General features: G+C 66.6%; 20 protein-coding genes. 15 read left to right on the top strand and 5 right to left on the bottom strand.

The annotated features are described in order from the left end of the window. Window positions 1–10 precede the first annotated feature (10 nt). The 3 genes from prfA (at window position 11) to CXZ10_RS19595 (ending at window position 3531) form a co-directional block, all read left to right on the top strand. Window positions 11–1084 (top strand): peptide chain release factor 1, encoded by a 1074-nt coding sequence (prfA, locus tag CXZ10_RS19605; RefSeq protein WP_101291057.1) that lies wholly within the window; start codon window positions 11–13, stop codon window positions 1082–1084. Then, window positions 1081–1974 (top strand): peptide chain release factor N(5)-glutamine methyltransferase, encoded by an 894-nt coding sequence (gene prmC, locus CXZ10_RS19600; RefSeq protein WP_101291056.1) that lies wholly within the window; start codon window positions 1081–1083, stop codon window positions 1972–1974. The genes prfA and prmC overlap by 4 nt, the downstream gene beginning before the upstream one ends. 432 nt (window positions 1975–2406) lie before the next feature. Continuing rightward, window positions 2407–3531, top strand: coding sequence for a DUF4167 domain-containing protein (locus CXZ10_RS19595; protein ID WP_101291055.1), 1125 nt, complete (start codon window positions 2407–2409; stop codon window positions 3529–3531). Between the two features lie 141 nt (window positions 3532–3672). Here CXZ10_RS19595 and typA read toward each other — a convergent pair whose 3' ends face one another. Then, window positions 3673–5499: a translational GTPase TypA gene (gene typA, locus CXZ10_RS19590; protein ID WP_101291054.1), complete on the bottom strand. Its 1827-nt coding sequence runs from the start codon at window positions 5497–5499 to the stop codon at window positions 3673–3675. A gap of 208 nt (window positions 5500–5707) precedes the next feature. Here typA and CXZ10_RS19585 point away from each other — a divergent pair, with 208 nt between their 5' ends. After that, window positions 5708–6892, top strand: coding sequence for a multidrug effflux MFS transporter (locus CXZ10_RS19585; protein ID WP_101291053.1), 1185 nt, complete (start codon window positions 5708–5710; stop codon window positions 6890–6892). Between the two features lie 5 nt (window positions 6893–6897). Here CXZ10_RS19585 and CXZ10_RS19580 read toward each other — a convergent pair whose 3' ends face one another. Continuing rightward, entirely contained in the window at window positions 6898–7539 is a 642-nt protein-coding gene (locus CXZ10_RS19580; RefSeq protein ID WP_101291084.1) for a LysE family translocator, read from the bottom strand. A 289-nt stretch (window positions 7540–7828) separates the two neighbouring features. Between CXZ10_RS19580 and CXZ10_RS21640 the strand changes: the two genes are divergently transcribed. Next, on the top strand, window positions 7829–9823 hold the full coding sequence (locus tag CXZ10_RS21640; RefSeq protein ID WP_180336088.1) for a methyl-accepting chemotaxis protein: 1995 nt from the start codon (window positions 7829–7831) through the stop codon (window positions 9821–9823). An 83-nt stretch (window positions 9824–9906) separates the two neighbouring features. Here CXZ10_RS21640 and CXZ10_RS19570 read toward each other — a convergent pair whose 3' ends face one another. Continuing rightward, complete coding sequence (locus tag CXZ10_RS19570) at window positions 9907–11127, bottom strand: argininosuccinate synthase (protein ID WP_101291051.1); 1221 nt, start codon at window positions 11125–11127, stop codon at window positions 9907–9909. Window positions 11128–11302: 175 nt separating this feature from the next. Here CXZ10_RS19570 and CXZ10_RS19565 point away from each other — a divergent pair, with 175 nt between their 5' ends. The 5 genes from CXZ10_RS19565 (at window position 11303) to CXZ10_RS19545 (ending at window position 15990) form a co-directional block, all read left to right on the top strand. Beyond that, window positions 11303–12757 (top strand): ArnT family glycosyltransferase, encoded by a 1455-nt coding sequence (locus tag CXZ10_RS19565; RefSeq protein ID WP_101291050.1) that lies wholly within the window; start codon window positions 11303–11305, stop codon window positions 12755–12757. Window positions 12758–12788: 31 nt separating this feature from the next. Further along, complete coding sequence (locus CXZ10_RS19560; protein ID WP_101291049.1) at window positions 12789–13166, top strand: YkvA family protein; 378 nt, start codon at window positions 12789–12791, stop codon at window positions 13164–13166. Window positions 13167–13392: 226 nt separating this feature from the next. Continuing rightward, a complete protein-coding gene (locus CXZ10_RS19555; RefSeq protein ID WP_244617117.1) occupies window positions 13393–13917 on the top strand; it encodes an invasion associated locus B family protein in 525 nt (174 codons plus the stop codon). A gap of 367 nt (window positions 13918–14284) precedes the next feature. Next, complete coding sequence (gene rlmN / locus CXZ10_RS19550; RefSeq protein ID WP_101291048.1) at window positions 14285–15532, top strand: dual-specificity RNA methyltransferase RlmN; 1248 nt, start codon at window positions 14285–14287, stop codon at window positions 15530–15532. Next, window positions 15532–15990: a hypothetical protein gene (locus CXZ10_RS19545; RefSeq protein ID WP_101291047.1), complete on the top strand. Its 459-nt coding sequence runs from the start codon at window positions 15532–15534 to the stop codon at window positions 15988–15990. Before rlmN ends, CXZ10_RS19545 begins: the two co-directional genes overlap by 1 nt. Here the strand turns inward: CXZ10_RS19545 and CXZ10_RS19540 are convergent. After that, entirely contained in the window at window positions 15974–16612 is a 639-nt protein-coding gene (locus CXZ10_RS19540) for a LysE family translocator (protein WP_101291046.1), read from the bottom strand. The genes CXZ10_RS19545 and CXZ10_RS19540 overlap by 17 nt on opposite strands. A 104-nt stretch (window positions 16613–16716) precedes the next feature. On the opposite strand from CXZ10_RS19540, the gene CXZ10_RS19535 reads away from it, so the two are divergent. Next, window positions 16717–17073 (top strand): low molecular weight protein-tyrosine-phosphatase, encoded by a 357-nt coding sequence (locus CXZ10_RS19535; protein WP_342212714.1) that lies wholly within the window; start codon window positions 16717–16719, stop codon window positions 17071–17073. On the opposite strand, the gene thpR is transcribed toward CXZ10_RS19535, so the two are convergent. Further along, window positions 17055–17594 (bottom strand): RNA 2',3'-cyclic phosphodiesterase, encoded by a 540-nt coding sequence (gene thpR / locus CXZ10_RS19530; RefSeq protein ID WP_101291082.1) that lies wholly within the window; start codon window positions 17592–17594, stop codon window positions 17055–17057. The genes CXZ10_RS19535 and thpR overlap by 19 nt on opposite strands. A gap of 177 nt (window positions 17595–17771) precedes the next feature. Between thpR and CXZ10_RS21635 the strand changes: the two genes are divergently transcribed. From CXZ10_RS21635 to CXZ10_RS19515, 4 genes are all read left to right on the top strand, one after another. Next, a complete protein-coding gene (locus tag CXZ10_RS21635; protein ID WP_180336087.1) occupies window positions 17772–17909 on the top strand; it encodes a hypothetical protein in 138 nt (45 codons plus the stop codon). A 147-nt stretch (window positions 17910–18056) separates the two neighbouring features. Continuing rightward, entirely contained in the window at window positions 18057–19004 is a 948-nt protein-coding gene (gene argC / locus CXZ10_RS19525; RefSeq protein WP_101291044.1) for an N-acetyl-gamma-glutamyl-phosphate reductase, read from the top strand. A gap of 26 nt (window positions 19005–19030) precedes the next feature. Further along, the gene (leuD, locus tag CXZ10_RS19520) at window positions 19031–19636 is read left to right on the top strand and encodes a 3-isopropylmalate dehydratase small subunit (RefSeq protein WP_101291043.1); all 606 of its coding nucleotides are present in this window, start codon (window positions 19031–19033) and stop codon (window positions 19634–19636) included. Between the two features lie 52 nt (window positions 19637–19688). Further along, window positions 19689–20072 carry a RidA family protein gene (locus tag CXZ10_RS19515; RefSeq protein WP_101291042.1) on the top strand — a complete coding sequence of 128 codons (384 nt, stop codon included), beginning with the start codon at window positions 19689–19691 and terminating at the stop codon, window positions 20070–20072. The last annotated feature ends 154 nt before the right edge of the window (window positions 20073–20226 follow it).

Below are 20226 nucleotides of genomic sequence, written 5' to 3'. Positions count from 1 at the left end.
CGCCCACCGCATGACCCCTTTCGACGCCCGTCTCGAGGCCCTCCTCGACCGTTTCGCCATTATCGAGGCACGGCTCGCCGGCAATCCGGACGCCGACACCTTCGTCCGCCTGTCGCGCGATTATGCCGAGCTGGAACCGCTGATCGCCCGCATCCGCGCTCTGCGCGACGCCGATCGCGAACTCGCCGACATCGAGGCGATGCTGGGCGACCCCACCACCGACCCGGACATGCGCTCCCTCGCCGAGGCCGAACGGCCCGAGCTGGCCGAGAAGGTCGAGACGCTGAGACAGGACGTCCGCATCGCGCTGTTGCCGCGCGACCGCGCCGACGACAAGAGCGCCATCCTGGAGGTACGGGCAGGCACTGGCGGCGACGAGGCCGCCCTGTTTGCCGGCGACCTCTTCCGCATGTACCAGCGCTATGCCGAGGCGCACGGCTGGCGCGTCGAGGTGATGAGCCTGTCGGAGGCCGAGCTCGGCGGCTACAAGGAAATCATCGCCTCGATCGACGGCGCCGGCGTCTACGCCCGCCTGAAGTTCGAGTCCGGCGTCCACCGGGTGCAGCGGGTGCCGGTGACCGAGAGTTCGGGCCGTATCCACACCTCGGCCGCCACGGTGGCGGTGCTGCCGGAGGCCGAGGACGTCGACATCGCCATCAGCGAAAGTGACCTCCGCGTCGACACCTTCCGCTCGTCGGGCGCCGGCGGCCAGCACGTCAACACCACCGACAGCGCCATCCGCATCACCCATATTCCCACCGGCATTGCCGTCGCCTGCCAGGAGGAGCGGTCGCAGCACAAGAACCGCGCCAAGGCGATGAAGCTGCTGCGCGCCCGCCTCTACGAGATCGAGCGCGAGAAGGCCGACAGCGCTCGCGCCGCCGACCGGCGCGGCCAGGTTGGATCGGGCGACCGGTCGGAGCGCATCCGTACCTACAACTTCCCGCAAGGGCGCGTCACCGACCACCGCATCAACCTGACGCTCTACAAGCTGCCGCAGGTGATGGAAGGCGACCTCGATGACATCGTCGGCGCTCTGATCACCGACCATCAGGCGAGACTGCTCGCCGAAGCCGAAGCATGAACGACGCCCTCACCCTGGGAACCTTGCTCGCCAATGCCCGCCGGCGCCTTTCCGACGTCGGCATCGACACGGCGGCCATCGATGCCCGCCTGCTGGTGGAAGCGGCCACAGGGGCCAGCCGGCTCGATCTTCTCGCCGCAACGGATCGCCCGGTCGCTGCAGACGCCGCCGCCCGCCTCGACGACTGGATCAGCCGCCGCGCCGCCGGGGAGCCGGTCGGCCGCATTCTCGGCACTGCCTCCTTCTATGGCCTCGACTTCGCGCTCGGCCCCGACACCCTGGAGCCACGCCCCGACACGGAGGTGCTGGTGGAAGTGGCGCTCGGCGCCGTCCGCACGGGCCGCATCCCTGGCGTCTCACCCGATGGCGCCGGCCTCCGCCTGCTCGATCTCGGCACCGGAAGCGGCGCCATCGCCGTGACGCTGCTCGCCAAGCTGCCCGGGGCGCACGGCGTCGCCACCGATCTGTCCTCAGGCGCCCTGGACGTGGCCAAGGACAACGCCGGTCGCAACGGCGTCGCCGATCGGCTGGACTTCGCGCTGGGCGATTTTTTCGCCGCGGTCGATGGCAGCTTCAATCTCATCGTTTCCAACCCGCCCTATATAGCGAGCGACGTCATCGCCGGTCTCGACCGCGAGGTGCGCCTTCACGATCCGCGCCTCGCTCTCGACGGCGGCCCCGACGGGCTCGACGCCTACCGGTCCATCCTCGCCAGCATCGGTGACCATCTCGCCCGCGGCGGCTTTCTTGCCGTCGAGATCGGCTGGGATCAGGGCGAAGCCGTCGGTGCGCTGTTCAGGACAACCGGGTTGATGGAAATCGAAGTCCACCGCGACCTCGGCGGCCGCGACCGGGTGGTCTTGGGGCGGCGCAGCGCGCAATTCGACTGAAATTCCCTCGCTTTATTGACTATGAAGCCAAAATTCAGCTTGGAAAGTCGCACCGAAGCAGTTAGGGTCCCTTCGTAGAGAATCGGCTGTATTTGACGTCACCGTCGAAAAGCCGTATTCGGGAGGCATGACCTCTTGCCCTGGCGAATGAGCAGTCGGAGCTAGCTCACGAAGACCGGTTGCCGGCAGAGCCAAGGCGTGGGCCAGGATCCCGCTCAGACCCGTTCTCGATACGATCAAACGTAGAGGATGCTGAGGCGATACCGTCATGGGCTGCAAGCGCCCGAGCTGACGGTCGTTCTTGATGGATGATATGTGTGCACCAGGCGCCGCGACTTCGCCGGTCCCTCATGGGAAAGCCGGCAGTCAACGAGACCCGCGGCCTCGCGCCTCGTGCTTTTTTGACCCGCGAAGGCAAGAGATAGCGGACATATGAGGCAGAACCAGCAGAACAAGCAACGGATGCGCGGCCGGCCCAACCGCAAGGCTCCCAATCCGCTGACCCGGTCGTTCGATTCCAACGGCCCGGACATCAAGATCAGGGGCACCGCCCTTCACATCGCCGAGAAATACACCCAGCTCGCCCGCGATGCCTCTTCGGCCGGTGACCGCGTGATGGCGGAGAACTATCTCCAGCACGCCGAGCACTATTACCGCATCATCGCCGCCGCTCAGGCTGCCCAGGCTGCCGCTGCCGCGGGGCGCGAGGACGAGAACGAGGACGACGATTTCGAGCCGATCGGCTCCGACCGCTTCGAGCCGCGCCAGATCGAGATCCGCCAGCCCGGCCAGTTCGACAACAACAACCGCCAGCCGAACGAGCAGCGTGAACCGCGCGAGCAACGCGAAGGCGGTTACCAGAACCGCGACGGTCAGCAGCGCGACTATAATCGCAACGGCGACAACAACCGCGGTGGCGACAACAACCGTAACAACGGCGACAACAATCGCAACGGTGACAACGGAGACCGTCAGCAGGACCGCAACGAGTACCGCCGCGACCGCCGCCAGCGCTTCGATCGCTTCGGCCGCGACAACCGTGGCGACCGGCAGGGTCAGAATCAGGACAACCGCGGTGGCGAGCGCCAGCCGCAGCCCACCATGATGCCGACGCTGGCCGATGCGCCGCAGCCCGACGTCAGTTTCCCCGACACGCCGCAGCCGGCCGTCCGTGCCGAGCGCGAGCAGCGTCCGGCGCCGGCCGCAGCCGAAGCCGGCCTTCCCGCCTTCCTGCTCGACCGCCAGCCGCGCGTTTCCGAGCCCGCCCCAGTCGTGGTCGCCGAGCGCCCCGCGCCGAGCATCGAGCGCCCTGCGCCAGCCGCCGAACGTCCGTCCCGGACTGCCGAGCGTTCCGCTCCGGTTGCCGAACAGGCCCGCGAGCCATCGCCGGAACCGGTAGCCGCCTCGTCCGAGGCCGAAGGCGAAGAGGCGCCGCGCAAGCGCGTTCCGCGCCGCCGCGCTACCACGCTGGGCACGCCGATCGCCGCGACCACCCGCCCGCGTACCCGCCGCACCAAGACGACCAGCGACAGCGGTTCGGAAGGCGGCGAAGGCTGAGTCTTCGTTCTACGAGAACACGGAATGAGAAGGGCCGCGTCGGCAGCGACGCGGCCCTTTTTGTTTTCAATAAGCGAAGCGGCCCCATGAAAAAAGGGCGGCGCCGCAGCACCGCCCTTTTCGAATGCATCAAGACGCTGATCAGGCGGCTGCGTCGCGCGACCGCTCGCGCTTGCGCTCGATCGGGTCGAGCGTCGTCTTCCTGAGGCGGATCGACTTCGGCGTCACCTCGACCAGCTCGTCTTCCTGGATCCAGGCGAGCGCCCGCTCCAGCGTCATGCGGATCGGCGGCGTCAGGCGCACCGCCTCGTCCTTGCCGGCCGAGCGGACGTTGGTCAGCTTCTTGCCCTTGAGCACGTTGACCTCGAGGTCGTTCTCGCGGGTATGCTCACCGACGATCATGCCCTGATAGACCTTCCAGCCCGGCTCGATCATCATCGGGCCGCGATCCTCGAGGTTCCACAGCGCGTAGGCGACGGCCTCGCCGATGTCGTTGGAGATCAGCACGCCATTACGCCGGCCGGGCAGCTCGCCCTTGTGCGGCTGGTAGTCGTGGAACAGCCGGTTCATCACCGCCGTGCCGCGCGTGTCGGTCAGAAGCTCCGACTGGTAGCCGATCAGGCCGCGCGTCGGCGCGAAGAACACCAGACGCAGACGGTTGCCGCCGGAGGGGCGCATCTCGACCATGTCGGCCTTGCGCTCGCTCATCTTCTGCACGACCACCGAGGAATACTCCTCGTCGACGTCGATCACCACTTCCTCGATCGGCTCCAGCGTCTCGCCGGTCGTCTCGTCCTTGCGGAAGACGACGCGCGGCCGCGACACGGCGAGCTCGAAGCCCTCGCGGCGCATGGTCTCGATCAGCACGGCGAGCTGAAGTTCGCCACGGCCCGAGACGAAGAAGGAGTCCTTCTCCGAGCTTTCCTCGATCTTGAGGGCGACGTTGCCTTCCGCCTCGCGCAAGAGGCGGTCGCGGATCATGCGGCTCGTGACCTTGTCGCCCTCGGTGCCGGCGAGCGGCGAGTTGTTGACGAGGAAGGTCATGGTGACGGTCGGCGGATCGATCGGCTGGGCGTGCAGCGGCTCGGTCACTTCCAGGGCGCAGAAGGTCTCGGCCACCGTGCCCTTGGTCAGACCGGCGATCGCCACGATGTCGCCGGCCTCGCCGACGTCGATGGCGGTGCGCTCGAGGCCGCGGAAGGCCAGGAGCTTGGAGACGCGGCCCTGGTCAACGACCTTGCCATCCTGATCGAGCACCTTGATGGTCTGGTTGGTCTTCACCGAACCCGAGGTGATGCGGCCGGTGACGACGCGGCCGAGGAAGGGGTTGGCCTCCAGCAACGTGCCGATCATGCGGAACGGGGCGTCCTGCTCGACATGCGGCGGTTCGACGTGGCGCAGCACCAGGTCGAACAGCGGCTTCATGCCTTCGGCCTCGCCGCCTTCCGGCGAGGTCGAGAACCAGCCGTTGCGGCCCGAGCCATAGAGGATCGGGAAGTCGAGCTGCTCTTCGGTAGCGTCCAGGTTGGCGAACAGGTCGAACACCTCGTCCACCACCTCGTGGATGCGGGCGTCCTGCCGGTCGACCTTGTTGATGGCAACGATCGGCTTCAGGCCGACCTTCAGCGCCTTGCCGACCACGAACTTGGTCTGCGGCATCGGACCCTCGGCGGCGTCGACCAGCACGATGGCGCCGTCCACCATGTTGAGGATGCGCTCCACCTCGCCGCCGAAATCGGCGTGACCTGGGGTGTCGACGATGTTGATCCGCACGTCCTTCCAGACCACCGAAGTCGCCTTGGCAAGGATGGTGATGCCGCGCTCCTTCTCGAGGTCGTTGGAATCCATCACGCGCTCGGCCACCTTCTGGTTCTCGCGATAAGTGCCGGACTGCTTCAGAAGCTCGTCGACGAGCGTGGTCTTGCCATGGTCGACGTGCGCGATGATGGCGATGTTGCGCATTTGCATGGGCGTACTCGGTTTGGAAAAGACAGACGGCCCGAAGCGAACCTCCGGACCGTCATTCTGGCGCGCACTATACAAATGATTGTGACAGGAGCAAGAAAAACCTGATTATTGCTGCGATGATCAGCCATGCAAAGGGCGGAGACACTTAACACTGTCGGCCTATCTCTGCTAAAAGCGCCGCCTTCGGCCTTCATCTCCCGGACATCCCATGCAGCATGCCCCGATGACCGAGCGTCATGTCGCGGCGATCGGTTCCCTTCTCATCGCGCTCGGTCCGGTATCGCTCGCCCTCTACACCCCGGCGATGCCGGAGCTGGTGACCGACTTCGCCACCACCTATCCGGCCGTGAAGGCGACACTCGCCGCCTACTTTGCCGGCTTTGCCCTGGCCCAGCTGATCTGCGGACCGTTGTCGGACGCCTATGGCCGGCGCCCCGCGGCCCTTGCCTTCCTCGCGCTCTATGCCATCGGCTCGGTCGGCGCCATGCTGGCGCCGTCCATCCACGCACTGACGGTCGCCCGGCTGGTGCAGGGCATCGGCGCCGCCGTCGGCATCTCGGTGGCTCGCGCCATCGTGCGCGACAACTTCACCGGCGAACAGTCGGCGCGGGTGATGAATACCATCGGCATCTTTCTCGCCATCGGCCCGGCGATCGCGCCGACGCTCGGCAGCCTCGCCATGCTGGCCTTCGACTGGCGGGCGATCTTCCTGCTGATGGTAGGCTATGGCGGCGCACTGCTCGTTGCCGTCTACCGCTTCCTGCCGGAGACCAACCGCGCACCCGACCCGGCGCGCGCCAGCCCCACGGGCCTTGCTCGCGCCTATGTGGCGCTCGGCGGCGACCGCCGCTTCCTGTTCCCGGCGCTGATGATGGGGCTGGTTCTCGGCGGCTTCTACGCACTGAGCTCGATGCTGCCCTTCCTCCTGATCGACATCGCCGGCCTCAGCCCGCAGGCCTTCGGCTTCGGCATGCTGGCCCAGACCGGCGCCTATATCGTCGGCGGCATCGTCACCAAGGCGCTGCTCCGGCATATCCCCGCCCGCCGACTGGTGCTGCCCGGCCTTGGCCTCGCCACGGCCGGCGCCCTGGCGATGACGGCATCGATTGCCCTGTTTCCGCCGTCCTACCCCTCGGTGATGGCGCCGGTCGCCGTGTTCGCCTTTGCGCTCGCCTTGCTGACGCCCGACCTCACCACCCGCGCCATGGCCGCCTTTCCGGAGAAGGCCGGCGCCGCCGCCGCGCTCCTCGGCTTCGCCCAGATGGGCAGCGGCTTTGTCGATTCCGGCGCGGTGGCGCTGATCGGCTCGCCACCACTCGCCTTCGCCACGGTGATCCCGGCCGTCACGCTCGCCGCGCTGCTGCTCGGCCTCGCCGAGCGGGAGCGCGACTGACCCCGTCAGGCGCGGCGGACGCCGAGAAGGCCTGGCACCGAATGCCAGAAGGCCTGCGCGGCAAAGCCCATGAACAACAGGCCCGAGCCCCGGACGATGGCGAGCTCGTGCGCCCGATAGAAGCGGCGCACGGCGCCGGCGCCGATGATGGCGATCATCACAACGTCGGCGACGAGGAAGCCCAGGAATGACGCGGCGAGCAACGCCGGCAGGTTGGAAAAGGACAGCGTGTCGGCGACGCCGCCAACCAGGGCCGTGAAGGTGGCGAGCGCCACCGGATAGCCCTTGGGATTGGTGAGGCCGAAGATCAGGCCGCGGCGGAACGGCCGCTCCACGGCCATCACCGCCCGCCCCTCGCCGTTCGGCCGGGCGCGGAAGGCGCGCCAGCCGATGAAGGCCAGATACGCGCCGCAGACGCAGCCGAGCAGATCGAACACCATCGGTCCCACCACATGCGCGCCGACCAGGGCGATGAGCGCGAGGCTCGTCCATAGCGTGTCGCCGGCCAGGTGACCGACGATGAAGCGCGCTCCGGCGCCCCGCCCCTGCCCGGCGCCGATGCCGAGCAACGCGATGAAGGCCGGACCGGGAATGACGACATAGAGAAAGGCGGCGACGAAGGCCGAAAGAAGAAGCGAAAGGGGCATGAAAGATGACAGGCCTTCTGGCAGGAGACGGTTGAGCTTCACGCAATTCGCCGCCCCGCGCAATCGCCCCTCTGCCGATAAGCTGGGCAGCCGGTCTCCTGACAAACAAGCCGGCAGAGGCGTCTCCATCGGGACCATCAAGAGCTCGTGCCGGTTCTCGGCATTTTCCACTACTCGCTTTACGCGCAATTAATCCGAGAAGGCGATGCTGGTCGGGATAGAGACCGGTCGGGAGGAGTCGGGCGCCGCTTGGCGTTGCGCCGAACCGGTTTGTTGGGGGAGTTTCCGCATGCCGAAGTTCAGGCTCAAGGGATTCGCGATCGGATCGCGTTTCCGCATAGCCACGAAGGTGCTCGCCTTCGGGCTCTTCTCGCTCCTGGCCCTCGCCGCGGTCGGCGGGCTTTACATGATGCAGGACATCAACGCCAACGCCTACCGGCAGCGTGCGGCGAGCGCCCGCATCAATGCCGATCTCGCCGGCACGCTGCAAACCACCACGCTGCAGCTCCGCCGCGCCGAGATCGAGTTCCTCTTCACCGGCAACGAGCGCTACTCCGGCCTGCACGGCGACATCAGCCGCATGATCGGCTCCACCATCCAGCAGCTCGAAGCGCGCATCAAGGCGACCGATCCGGCCAAGGCCGAGAACGTCGCCCTGATCAAGGCCGGGCTCGATGAATACGGCACGTCCTTCAAGGCCATCCTGGACATCAAGAAGCAGCTCGGCCTCTACCCGCAGCAGGGCGTCAACGGGGCGCTGCTGAAGTCCAGCCAGGCGGTGAACGACCTTCTGACCGCCAATCCGGCGCCGGAACTCGCCGCGCTGTTCGCCACCATGCGGACCCAGGAAAAGGACTTCATGCTGAAGAGCGACCCGCAGGCCTTCACCGCCTTCGGCAAGACCTCCATGGACCTGACCCGCGCACTCGCCCGCAGCTCGCTTCCGGCCGACGCCAAGACGGCACTCGGCAAGGCATTCGAGGAGTACACCGCCAATGTCGGCCAGTGGGTGACGCTGCAGCAGAAGTTCCTCAGCAGCTACCAGCAGCTTTCCAATGGCTACAAGGCGCTGGAACCGCAGCTCGACAATCTCGTCTCGATGATCCGTAGCATCGACACCTCGGCCTCCACTTCGGAAATCCGCGCCCGGCGCGATGCCAGGGATCAGTTGATGATGATCTTCGGCGGGATCATGGCGATGACGCTGGTGTTCGGCCTGCTTCTGGCGCGCGGCATCGTCAAGCCGATCGCCCGCATCACCGCCGCCATGAAGGCGGTGGCCGCCGGCGACCGCGACGTGACCATTCCCTACGCCGACCATCGCAACGAGGTAGGCGACATGGCGCGGACGCTCGACGTCTTCGCCAAGGGCCTGTCGGAAACCGAACGCCTCAGGGCCGAGCAGGGCGAGAGCGACCGCCTCGCTGCCGACCGGCAACTCCAGGAGCGGCAGGCGCTCGCCGACGCCTTCCAGTCGACCATGGGCGCGCTGGCCGACCGCTTCGTCCGGTCGTCGGCCGAAGTGGCCGAGGCCGCCCGCGAACTGTCGGAAACCGCCGACGCCACATCCGGCCGGGCGCAGTCGGTGACCGGCGCCGCCGAAACCGCCGCCTCCAACGTGCAGACGGTGGCGGCCGGCGCCGAGGAGCTTACCGCCTCGATCCGCGAGATCAACGTCCAGGTGTCCAAGTCGGCCGGTATCGCCGAGGAAGCCGCCGCCGAAGCCTCCCGTACGGAAACCAAGGTGCGGGCGCTGACCGATGCCGCCGTCCGCATCGGCGACGTGGTCAACCTCATTCGGGCGATCGCCGAGCAGACCAACCTTCTGGCCCTCAACGCCACCATCGAGGCGGCGCGGGCCGGTGACGCCGGCAAGGGCTTCGCGGTCGTCGCCTCCGAGGTCAAGCAGCTCGCCGCCCAGACGGCCAAGGCCACCGACGAGATCGGCTCCAAGATCGGCGAGATCCAGGAGGCAACCAACGAGACGGTGACGGCCATCGGCCGCATCACCTCGACCATCTCGATGATCCGCGAGGTCACCGCCTCGATCGCCGGTGCGGTCGAGGAACAGGGTGCCGCCACCGGCGAGATCGCCCAGAACACCCAGCGGGCCGCCGAGGGCACGCAGACGGTGACCGGCTCCATTGCCGGCGTCGGCGAAGCCGCCGAACTGACCGGCCGCGCCTCGACCCACCTGATGGCGCTGTCGGCCGACCTCGAGCACCAGTCCGCCGACCTCCAGAGCGAGGTGGGCAAGTTCGTCGACAGCCTGCGCGCGGCGTAGACGCCGTACCTGCGATCCCAAAAGAAAGACCCGCCCCGGCGAACACCGGAGCGGGCCTTTGGTTTTGAGCAGCGCCTGGAAGCTCAGCCGCGATCGCGCTTGGCCAGCGTGCGGAGGCGCAGGGCGTTGAGCTTGATGAAGCCGGCGGCGTCCTTCTGGTCGTAGGCACCCTGGTCGTCCTCGAAGGTGACCAGCGTTGACGAGTAGAGCGTCTTCGGCGACGAGCGGCCGGTGACGATGACGTTGCCCTTGTAGAGCTTCAGCGTCACCTCGCCCTCGACGTTTTCCTGGCTCTTGTCGATCAACGCCTGCAGCATGTAGCGCTCGGGCGCGAACCAGAAGCCGTAGTAGATCAGCTCGGCATAGCGCGGCATCAGCTCGTCCTTGAGGTGAGCGGCGCCGCGATCGAGCGTGATGCTCTCGATCGCCCGGTGGGCGGCGAGCAGGATGGTGCCGCCGGGGGTCTCGTAGACGCCGCGCGACTTCATGCCGACGAAGCGGTTCTCGACCAGATCGAGGCGGCCGATGCCATTGTCATGGCCGTATGTGTTGAGCGCCGTCAGCAGCTCGGCCGGGCTCATGCGCTTGCCGTTGATCGAGACGGCGTCGCCCTTCTCGAAGCCGACGGTGATGACGGTCGGCTTGTCCGGCGCTTCCTCAGGGGAAATGGTGCGCATGTGGACGTACTCGGGCGCCGGCTGCGAGGGATCCTCCAGCACCTTGCCCTCGGAGGACGAGTGCAGGAGGTTGGCGTCGACCGAGAAGGGCGCCTCGCCCTTCTTGTCCTTGGCGATCGGGATCTGATGCTTCTCGGCAAAGTCGATCAGGTCGGTGCGGCTCTTGAACGTCCAGTCGCGCCAGGGGGCGATGATCTTGATGTCCGGGTTGAGCGCATAGGCGGAAAGCTCGAAGCGCACCTGGTCGTTGCCCTTGCCGGTGGCGCCATGGGCGATGGCGTCGGCGCCGGTCTTCCGGGCGATGTCGATCAGATGCTTGGAGATCAGCGGCCGGGCGATCGAGGTGCCGAGCAGGTAGACGCCTTCGTAGACGGCGTTGGCGCGGAACATCGGGAAGACGAAGTCGCGGACGAACTCCTCGCGCACGTCCTCGATGAAGATCTCCTTGATGCCCAGCATCTCGGCCTTCTTGCGGGCCGGCTCCAGATCGCCGTCGCCCTGGCCGAGGTCGGCGGTGAAGGTCACTACTTCGGCGCCGAGTTCGGTCTGCAGCCACTTCAGGATGATCGACGTGTCGAGGCCGCCGGAATAGGCCAGCACGACTTTCTTGACTTCGCCCTTTTTCATGGAAACTCCGTGGAGGTGAAAACCGCTGCGGTCGTTAGGAGGCTGGCCGGCGGCTCGAAAGGATCGCCGGCAATTTAACCGACTGCGCCGGCCGTGCAAGGCTGGAGATTGGTCATTTGCCGGCCACGATCGCGCCTGATAAACCGCCACCACCCCGCCGCCAGCCGAGCCGAGCATGACCGACCTCAACACGACCCCCGACCGGGACTGGACGAAGCCGACCCTCCTGGTCATCGCCGCGTTCCTGCTGCTCCGCCTTGCCGCCCTCCTCCTGAGCGGCTTCGAGCTCAGCTACGACGAGGCGCAATACTGGGCCTGGTCCAGGCATCTTGCCTTCGGCTATTTCACCAAGCCCGGCCTCATCGCCTGGCTGATCCGCGGCACCACCGAGATCTGCGGCGACGGCGTCGCCTGTGTCCGCGCCCCGGCCCCCATCCTGCACGCGGCGGCCGCCTGGTTCGTCTTCCTTGCGGCCCGCCGTCTCTATGACGGCCGCATCGCCTTCTGGAGCGCCCTCGCCTACATCGCCATGCCGGCGGTCAGCCTGTCGTCGCTGCTCCTCAACACCGACGTGCCGCTGATGTTCTTCTGGTGCGTCGGCCTGCATGCCACGGCGTTGTTCCTCGAAAAGGCCTCGCTGTCCCGCGCGCTCTATCTCGCCGGTACGGTCGCCGTCGGCCTCAATGCCAAATACGCGATGATCTATCTGCCGGCCTCGCTGCTCGTTTATTTCCTGGCGACGGCCGACCGGCGCCTGTTCCTGCGCACCGGCGCCACCTGGGTGGCTCTCCTCGGCGGCCTTGCCGGCTTCCTGCCCAATCTGATCTGGAACGCCCAGAACGGCTTCGTCACCTTCCACCACACCGGCGACAACGCCGGCTGGGAGGCGATCGGTTTCAAGTTCGGCAAGATCCTCGAGTATCTCGGCGGGCAGGCCGCCATCCCCGGCCCGATCCTGTTCGTCGTTACCATCGTCGCCGCCGTCTTCGGCTGGCGGTCGAGAAAGCCGTCCGCCGACCGGCTGATGCTGTGGCTGAGCCTGCCCATCCTGATCGTCATCGGCGTCAACGCCGCCTTCGCGAAACTCCACGGCAACTGGGCGGCGACGGCTTTCCCGGCGCTCGTCATCTTCGCGAGCGCCGTGCTGTGCGACAGCCGCTGGCGCGGCCTGATGAAGCTGTCGGCAGCCCTCAACGGAACAGCGGCGGTGGCGCTGGCCGTCGCCGTCGGCCTCGTCGGCCATGTGCCGCTGCCCGAGAAGCCCCGGCAGATGCATCGCCTGCTCTACTGGGCCGATTATGGCGACAAGCTCGCCGCCGCCGCCCGGGCGGCCGGCGTCACCACCGTGGTCACCGTCGGGCGTCCGATGACGTCGGAAACGCTCTACGAGTTGCGCGACAGCGGCCTTACCGTTCGCGCCCATGTCGCGCCCGGTGCGGCGCCGGCCGATCAGTTCCAGATGACCATTCCCTACGACCCCACCGAGCACGGCCCGGCGCTTCTGGTCACGGAAGTCGATCCGGCGGCGCTCGGCATCGCCCCGGATCGCATCGAACCGCTCGGTGCCCTTGAAACCCGGATCTTCACGGCAAGGGACGGTCGCATGCCCATCTACCGGCTCGACCGTTGACAGGGGCCGCCCCGCTTCCCATTTCGACGCCATGCGCAAAGCCCATTACCCCGACCCTGAAATCATCGGCCCGGCCGAAGGCCACGAGGCCCGTGTCCGCTCGCGCTTCTGGAAGACGGTGAGGAAGGCCATCACCGCCATTCCCTTCATCGATGAGGTGGTGGCCGCCTATTATTGCGCCCTCGATCCGGAAACGCCGGCATCGGTGCGGGCGACGCTGTTCGCCGCGCTCGCCTATTTCGTGGTGCCGCTCGACTTCCTGCCGGACTTTGTCCTGGGCCTCGGCTTCTCCGATGACATTACCGTGCTCGTCACGGCAATCGGGCTGGTTCGGCGCAACATCGGCGAGCGGCATCGTGTCGCCGCCCGCGCCGCGCTCGACCGTCTCGCGGCTGAAAAAACCGGATAACTCGTGGAACCGGAAAGGCAACGGACGACCGGCCGCATTGTCGCCCGATTTCCAGCCAAGCCTCGCGCCGCGATAACGTGAAGCGCCCATGGCCGTCCTTGCCCGACAGATCGAAACGCCGGAGCAACACTTTGGTAACCATGACGCCTTAACGTTTCCCTTAGGCTTCATGCGGACCGCCTCGGTGGGCGCATCCGTGTCCCACGACAAGACCCAAGGTGATTAGATGACGAACGCACGCACCCTCGGCTTGGCCGTCGCACTGCTGCTCGGCGCGACGACCCTCGCCGGCGCCCAGCAGCAGCAGACCAAGGCGCCCACGCCGCTCCAGACGTTCGAGAGCTGGGCCACCTACACCTACAACAATGCCGGCGCCAAGGTTTGCTACGCGGCGACGCAGCCGACCACCACGCTGCCGCAGGGCGTCAACCGTGACCCGGTGTTCATGTTCATCACCAATCGCCCGAAGGAAGGCGTCAAGCATGAGATCTCGGTGATAACAGGCTATCCCTACAAGGAAGGCTCCAAGACCACCGTCAAGATCGGCGACGCCACCTTCAGCATGTACACCAAGGACCAGGGCGCCTGGGTCGACAACCCCGCCGAGGAAAACCGCTTCATCACCGCCATGCGTGGCGGCTCGGAGATGGTGATCACCGGTACGTCGCGCCGTGGCACCGTCACCACCGATACCTATTCGCTGAAGGGCGTCAGCGCCGCCCTGAAGCGCATCGACGGCGAGTGCCAGTAAGCCGCGAAGCGGTTTCCGGCGCCAAGCGGAGTCCCGCCGGCGACTGAGGCCAGCATGAACTCGAAGCCGCCATCGGCGGCTTCCGGCGCCAAGCGGCGCCGCGCGTAGCGGGTCTTTCGTGGCAAAGCCCGAAAGACGGAAGCGGAGCGAGAGCCAAGGGCGGGACGCCCGCCGGCGATTGAGGCCGTAAATAGAGTCCTGCGTCAGCAGGACGGCTGCTTTGCCGCCGCTGGCTTGGGTTCCGGTCTGGTTTCTGCTATAGCTTCGCATAACCGGGAACGGTCGGGACGGTGACGTCCGCGGCCGTTCTTGCTTTTGAGGCGGACATTTTTCGCCTTCCAACCTCATCAGGACCGACCGAACGCCCATGTCGACCCTCATCGACCACAGCCCTGTTGCCGCCTCGCCCGCCGTCGCGACGGAAAAGCCGTCGCTCGTCGGCATGACGCGCGTCGAGATGGCGAAAGCCCTCCTCGCCATCGGCGTCGAGGAGCGGCAGCTCCGGATGCGAGTCACCCAGCTCTGGCACTGGATCTACGTGCGCGGCGTGCGCGAGTTCTCGGCGATGACCAACGTCGCCAAGGACCTGCGCGCCCGCCTCGACGCCGCCTATGTGGTCGGCCGGCCGGAAATTGTCACCGAACAGGTTTCGGCCGACGGTACGCGCAAGTGGCTGTTGCGCTTCCCCTCGCGCGGCGCCGGCAAGCCGGTGGAGGTCGAGACCGTCTACATTCCCGAAGAGGGTCGCGGCACGCTCTGCGTCTCCTCGCAGGTCGGCTGCACGCTCAACTGCGCCTTCTGCCACACCGGCACGCAGATGCTGGTACGCAACCTCACCGCCGAGGAAATCGTCGCGCAGGTGTTGATCGCCCGCGACCGGCTCGGCGACTATCCGGACGTGGCACCCAACGCCGAAGCGGCCATTCCGAGCGAGGGGCGCCTCGTGTCCAATGTCGTCATGATGGGCATGGGCGAGCCGCTCTACAATTTCGATGCCGTCAAGCAGGCGCTCCACATCATCATGGACGGCGACGGACTGTCGCTATCGAAGCGTCGCGTCACGCTCTCCACCTCCGGCATGGTGCCGAACATCGCTCGTACCGGCGAGGAGATCGGCTGCATGCTGGCGATCTCGCTGCATGCCGTGCGCGACGACCTGCGCAACGTCCTGGTGCCGATCAACAAGAAATATCCGCTGAAAGAGCTGATGGACGCCTGCCGCGCCTATCCCGGCCTGTCGAATGCGCGCCGCATCACCTTCGAGTATGTGATGCTGAAGGGCGTCAACGACAGCCTGGAAGACGCCCGCGACCTCGTGAAGCTGCTCAAGGGCATTCCGGCCAAGATCAACCTCATCCCCTTCAACCCCTGGCCGGGCACCGCCTACGAGTGCTCCGACTGGGAAACGATCGAGGCCTTCGCCCAGTTCGTCAACGACGCCGGCTATGCTTCGCCGATCCGCACGCCGCGCGGCCGCGACATCGCCGCCGCCTGTGGCCAGTTGAAGAGCGAGAGCGAGCGTTTGAGGAAGACCGAGCGTCTGAGGCTCGAAATGGGCCTCAGCGAATCCGACCTTGCCATGCGCGCCATGGTGGCCGGCCACGGAGAGGACTGATGCGGGCGATCGGCCGGATCTTTGCCGCGCTGATCGGCTTCATCCTGGCGGTGGCCGCCGCCGCCGTGTTCATGCTGACCGCTTCGGTCGGCTTCATGCCCGCCGACCCGGCCGATAGCGCATGGTTCTGGGGCAGTTTCGGCATCAGTGCCGCCATGACCGCCAGCTATCTCGGCTCCATGGCACTCGCCCCGTGGGCGGTGGTCATCCTGGTCACCGAGGTGTTTCGCCTGCGCACCGCGCTGATCTACCTGCTTGCCGGTGGCTTTCTCGGTCTCCTGCCGTCCCTCGGCCTGGCGCCGATGATGCGGTCGCTGCAAGGCGAGCCGCGACAGATCGCCATTCTCGTCGCAGCCGGTTTTGTCGGCGGCTTCGTCTACTGGCTGGTGGCCGGCCGCATGGCCGGCGTCGACGGCGTCTTCCTGACCCGGCCACGTGAGCCTAAAGACGGGCGGTGACGAGCTTCACCGCGAAGGCGCCCATCACCCCGGCGAAAACATAGTCGATGGTCCGCATCGCCCGCGGCCGCGCCTTGAGAAAGGCGGCGACGCCGCTCGCCCCCAGGATCAGGGGCAGGGTCGACAAGGTCGACACCAGGAGGAACCACAGACCGAGAAAGAGCAATTTGCCACGAGCGGCTGGGTCGCCCGGCTCGACGAACTGCGGCAGGAAGGTCAGGAAGAACAGCGCGACCTTGGGGTTCAGCACGTTGACGGCGAGCCCCTTCAGATAGAGCCGGGCGGCCGGCTCGGGCGGCAACGCTCCGCCTTCCGGCGCAAAGCGGCTGCCGTGACGGATGGCGCCGACGGCGACGTAGAACAGATAGAGCGCGCCGATCACCTTGAGCGCGTCGAAGGCGAGGGGCGAGGCGGCCAGCAGCGCCGCAAGGCCGAAGGTGACCAGAAGCGTATGGACGAGAATGCCGGTGCTGGTTCCGAGAAAGGCCGCGATGCCCGCCCGCCGGCCGCGGGTGATCGCCGTGCCGACGAACATCGCCATATCGGGCCCGGGCGTGTAGTTGAGCGCCAGAACCGCCAGCGTATAGGCGACGAGCACGCTCATCGTCGGCAGAAAGTCCATGTCGGCACACTCCGATCTTGGGAATGCCGACTATTGGTCGGGATCATCTTGACCGCAAGCCACGGCGCGGCGAAAACCCCCTCTCCCAAAGAGGACCGAGACCGTTGCGTTCCATCCTGTTCGTCTGCCTTGGCAACATCTGCCGGTCGCCCACCGCCGAAGGGCTGATGCTGAACCATCTCGCGGCCGCCGGCCTCGCCAACCGCATCCGCGTCGACAGCGCCGGCACCGGCGGCTGGCATGCCGGCGAACCGCCCGATCGCCGCACCATCGCCGCCGCGCGCAAGCATGGCGTCGACCTGATGCCGCTACGCGCCCGTCAGGTCAGGACAGCCGACTTCTCCGACTTCGACCTGATCGTCGGCATGGACCGACAGAATGTCGCAGATCTCCGCCGCCTCGCACCGAAGGCTTCGTGGACAAGCTGCGCGCCTGAAATGGATCAGGCGGCCAGCGGATAGGCTTCCTCGACGAGATAGGGGCCGCCGCCCACCGACGCGCGCGACGAATAGAGCACGAAGCGGTCGACCGGGAAGCGCGGGCCGACGAAGTCACCATGCTCCGACAGCCAGCGGGCGACGTCGGTCGAGGTGGTGCCCTTGAAGCGGGCCAGGGTGACGTGCGGAATGTAGCGCCGCCCTTCGGCCGGCAGGCCGAGCCGCTGGATGATGCGCTCGTGTTCGGCCTGCAGTTCGATCAACTGCTCGGTCGGCTCCACCTTGACGGCCAGCGAGTGCGGCACGCGCCCCGAGGCAAAGCAGTGCAGCCCCCTGAGGCTGAGCTCGAAGGGCGGTCGATAGACGCGGTCGAGCGCGGCGGCAACCTCGTCGGCGGTGCGGTGATCGATATCGCCGATGAAGCGCAGCGTCACGTGATAGTTGGCCGGGTCGATCCAGCGCGCGCCGGGCAGGCCGCCTTTCAGGAGCGACAGGTGGAAGCCGGCCGTGGCGGGTATTTCGAGGGCGGTGAACAGCCTGGCCATGGCAACCTCATCGGCGTTGCCGTCCGGCACGGCCCTCCGGAGAGGAATCGCCGGACCGGGCGGAAGGGGCATCTCAAGGGTCGGCCAAAGGTCAACCCCGATGCAAGCCCTTTTGTTCGCTTGGCCCGGCCGCCGGGGCGATTATATACAGGCGAGACCACTCCACGGGCCGGAGCCATGCAGTTCGACGACCCCGCCAACGACAACGACGATCCCGATGTCATCTTCGCGCGCAAGATCGCACGCGGGTTGGCGCTGGTGCTGGCCGTCGGCCTTTGCGCCTATCTCGCGGTCACCTACATCCTGCCGGCCTGAACCCGGCTGCGCTGGCCCTTGACGCTGTTCAAGGCGCATGACAGCAGCGACCGATGATGGTAAAGCCTCTCGGCACTCCGCCCGGCCCCGCCGCGGCGGACTTTCCAACACGTGCCGGCAGCAGCCGGCCAGTTCCGGGCAACGACCATGACGCGGGCGAAGATCTACATCGACGGCGAAGCAGGCACCACCGGCCTTCAGATCCGCGACCGTCTCGCCGCCCGCGACGACATCGATCTGCTGACCATCGACCCGGACAAGCGCAAGGACATGGACGAACGCCGCCGGCTGCTCAACGCCGCCGACGTCGCCATTCTCTGCCTGCCCGACGACGCTGCGAAAGAGTCGGTAAGCCTCATCGACAACGATCGCACGGCCGTTATCGACGCTTCCACCGCACACCGCGTGACGCCCGGCTGGGCCTATGGTTTTGCCGAAATGGCCAAGGACCAGGCCGAGACGATTGCCGGGTCAAAGCGCGTCTCCAATCCGGGCTGCTGGCCGCAGGGCCTGATCGCCGGCATTCGCCCGCTGATCGATGCCGGCCTTTTGCCCGCCGACGCGCCGCTGACCTACAACGGCGTGTCCGGCTATTCCGGCGGCGGACGCAAGATGGTGGAAGATTACGTCTCCGCCGCCGATCCCGCCCCATTGATGCCCTACGGCCTCACCTTCAAGCACAAGCATCTACCGGAGATGGCCGCCTACACCGGCCTCAGCCACGCGCCGCAGTTCCAGCCGTCGGTGGGCAATTTCGCGCAGGGCATGCTGACCTTCGTGCCGCTTCGCCTCTGGGCGGTGGCGCCTGGCCTCACGGCACGGGCGATCCACGAGCTGCTGGCCGACCGCTATGCCGGCGAGACCTTCGTCAAGGTGATGCCCTTCGAGGCGATCGAGCGCCTCCCCGGCCTCGATCCGCGAACCCTCAACGGCACCAACGAGATGCGCCTCTTTGTCTTCACCGATGCCGCCGGCGACGAGGCGCTGATCGTTTCGCTCTACGACAACCTCGGCAAGGGTGCCTCCGGCGCCGCCGTGCAGAACCTCAACCTGATGCTGGGACGGCCGGCCGCGACCGGCCTCATCCCCGCCTGACAGCTCGCTTCGGGAAAGGACAGATCATGCAGAAATTCGACGTGCTCACCGGGGTGGCCGCGCCGCTGCCGATCCTCAACATCGACACCGACATGATCATCCCCAAGCAGTATCTCAAGACCATCAAGCGCACGGGCCTCGGCAAGGGCCTGTTCTCGGAGATGCGCTATCGCGAAGACGGCTCGGAGAACCCCGACTTCGTGCTCAACAAGGACGCCTGGCGCAAGGCGGAGATCCTGGTGGCCGGCGACAACTTCGGCTGCGGCTCCTCGCGCGAGCATGCTCCCTGGGCGCTCCTCGACTTCGGCATCCGCTGCGTCATCTCCACGAGCTTCGCCGACATCTTCTACAACAACTGCTTCAAGAACGGCATTCTGCCGATCGTGGTCTCGCCCGAGGACCTCAAGAAGCTGATGGACGACGCCGAGCGCGGCGCCAACGCCACGCTGACCGTCGACCTCGTCAATCAGGTCATCAAGGGCCCGGACGGCGGTGCGGTGTCCTTCGACATCGATCCGTTCAAGAAGCATTGCCTGCTGAACGGCCTCGATGATATCGGCCTGACGCTCGAGAAGGCGTCGGAGATCGCCGCCTTCGAGGCGAAGAACGCCACCGTTCATCCCTGGGCCTGATATCTTCCAGAACCGCCCTCCCCTGGGAGGGCGTTTTTCTGCGAGAGCTCCCATGCGCAAACTCATCTCAACCGGCTCGCCCTTCGAGACCGTTGCCGGCTATTCGCGCGCCGTCGCCGACGGCCCCTGGTGTTTCGTCTCGGGCACCACCGGCTATGATTATGCGACCATGACCATGCCGGACGACGTCTCGGCACAGGCCGAGAACGCCATGGCCACCATCGCCCGGGCGCTCGGCGAGGTCGGTTTTTCTCTGTCCGACGTCGTTCGCGTCCGCTACATCGTCACCGATGCCGCCTATGCCGATCCGGTGTTCTCCGTCGTCGGGCGCTGGTTTGCGAACATCCGACCGGCGGCCACCATGGTCGTCGCCGGCCTCATTCGCCCGGAAATGAAGATCGAAATCGAGGTTACTGCCCTCCGAAATCCCGCGTGAGTCGGTGAGATCATCGGCCGGAGCGTTGCGTTGACCGATTGGTTCGGTCAAGCACTCGTGAGTGGATCGTCGTTCGCTGCTGTCGTATTCCTTGCCACAGCAAAGAACAAAGGCGAAGAGGTTGGCCTTGGATACCATGTTATGGCGGGGGACC

The organism is Pleomorphomonas diazotrophica (assembly GCF_002844595.1).
GTDB lineage: Bacteria > Pseudomonadota > Alphaproteobacteria > Rhizobiales > Pleomorphomonadaceae > Pleomorphomonas > Pleomorphomonas diazotrophica.
Note: the sequence above shows the minus strand (reverse complement) of the source record. Positions and strands in the feature narration are given on the sequence as shown.

Excerpts from the sequence above, each read along its gene's own strand:
- prfA (WP_101291057.1), top strand. The coding sequence starts at position 11 with ATGACCCCTTTCGACGCCCGTCTCGAGGCCCTCCTCGACCGTTTCGCC.
- prmC (WP_101291056.1), top strand. The coding sequence starts at position 1,081 with ATGAACGACGCCCTCACCCTGGGAACCTTGCTCGCCAATGCCCGCCGG.
- CXZ10_RS19595 (WP_101291055.1), top strand. The coding sequence starts at position 2,407 with ATGAGGCAGAACCAGCAGAACAAGCAACGGATGCGCGGCCGGCCCAAC.
- typA (WP_101291054.1), bottom strand. The coding sequence starts at position 5,499 with ATGCAAATGCGCAACATCGCCATCATCGCGCACGTCGACCATGGCAAG.
- CXZ10_RS19585 (WP_101291053.1), top strand. The coding sequence starts at position 5,708 with ATGCAGCATGCCCCGATGACCGAGCGTCATGTCGCGGCGATCGGTTCC.
- CXZ10_RS19580 (WP_101291084.1), bottom strand. The coding sequence starts at position 7,539 with ATGCCCCTTTCGCTTCTTCTTTCGGCCTTCGTCGCCGCCTTTCTCTAT.
- CXZ10_RS21640 (WP_180336088.1), top strand. The coding sequence starts at position 7,829 with ATGCCGAAGTTCAGGCTCAAGGGATTCGCGATCGGATCGCGTTTCCGC.
- CXZ10_RS19570 (WP_101291051.1), bottom strand. The coding sequence starts at position 11,127 with ATGAAAAAGGGCGAAGTCAAGAAAGTCGTGCTGGCCTATTCCGGCGGC.
- CXZ10_RS19565 (WP_101291050.1), top strand. The coding sequence starts at position 11,303 with ATGACCGACCTCAACACGACCCCCGACCGGGACTGGACGAAGCCGACC.
- CXZ10_RS19560 (WP_101291049.1), top strand. The coding sequence starts at position 12,789 with ATGCGCAAAGCCCATTACCCCGACCCTGAAATCATCGGCCCGGCCGAA.
- CXZ10_RS19555 (WP_244617117.1), top strand. The coding sequence starts at position 13,393 with ATGACGAACGCACGCACCCTCGGCTTGGCCGTCGCACTGCTGCTCGGC.
- rlmN (WP_101291048.1), top strand. The coding sequence starts at position 14,285 with ATGTCGACCCTCATCGACCACAGCCCTGTTGCCGCCTCGCCCGCCGTC.
- CXZ10_RS19545 (WP_101291047.1), top strand. The coding sequence starts at position 15,532 with ATGCGGGCGATCGGCCGGATCTTTGCCGCGCTGATCGGCTTCATCCTG.
- CXZ10_RS19540 (WP_101291046.1), bottom strand. The coding sequence starts at position 16,612 with ATGGACTTTCTGCCGACGATGAGCGTGCTCGTCGCCTATACGCTGGCG.
- thpR (WP_101291082.1), bottom strand. The coding sequence starts at position 17,594 with ATGGCCAGGCTGTTCACCGCCCTCGAAATACCCGCCACGGCCGGCTTC.
- CXZ10_RS21635 (WP_180336087.1), top strand. The coding sequence starts at position 17,772 with ATGCAGTTCGACGACCCCGCCAACGACAACGACGATCCCGATGTCATC.
- argC (WP_101291044.1), top strand. The coding sequence starts at position 18,057 with ATGACGCGGGCGAAGATCTACATCGACGGCGAAGCAGGCACCACCGGC.
- leuD (WP_101291043.1), top strand. The coding sequence starts at position 19,031 with ATGCAGAAATTCGACGTGCTCACCGGGGTGGCCGCGCCGCTGCCGATC.
- CXZ10_RS19515 (WP_101291042.1), top strand. The coding sequence starts at position 19,689 with ATGCGCAAACTCATCTCAACCGGCTCGCCCTTCGAGACCGTTGCCGGC.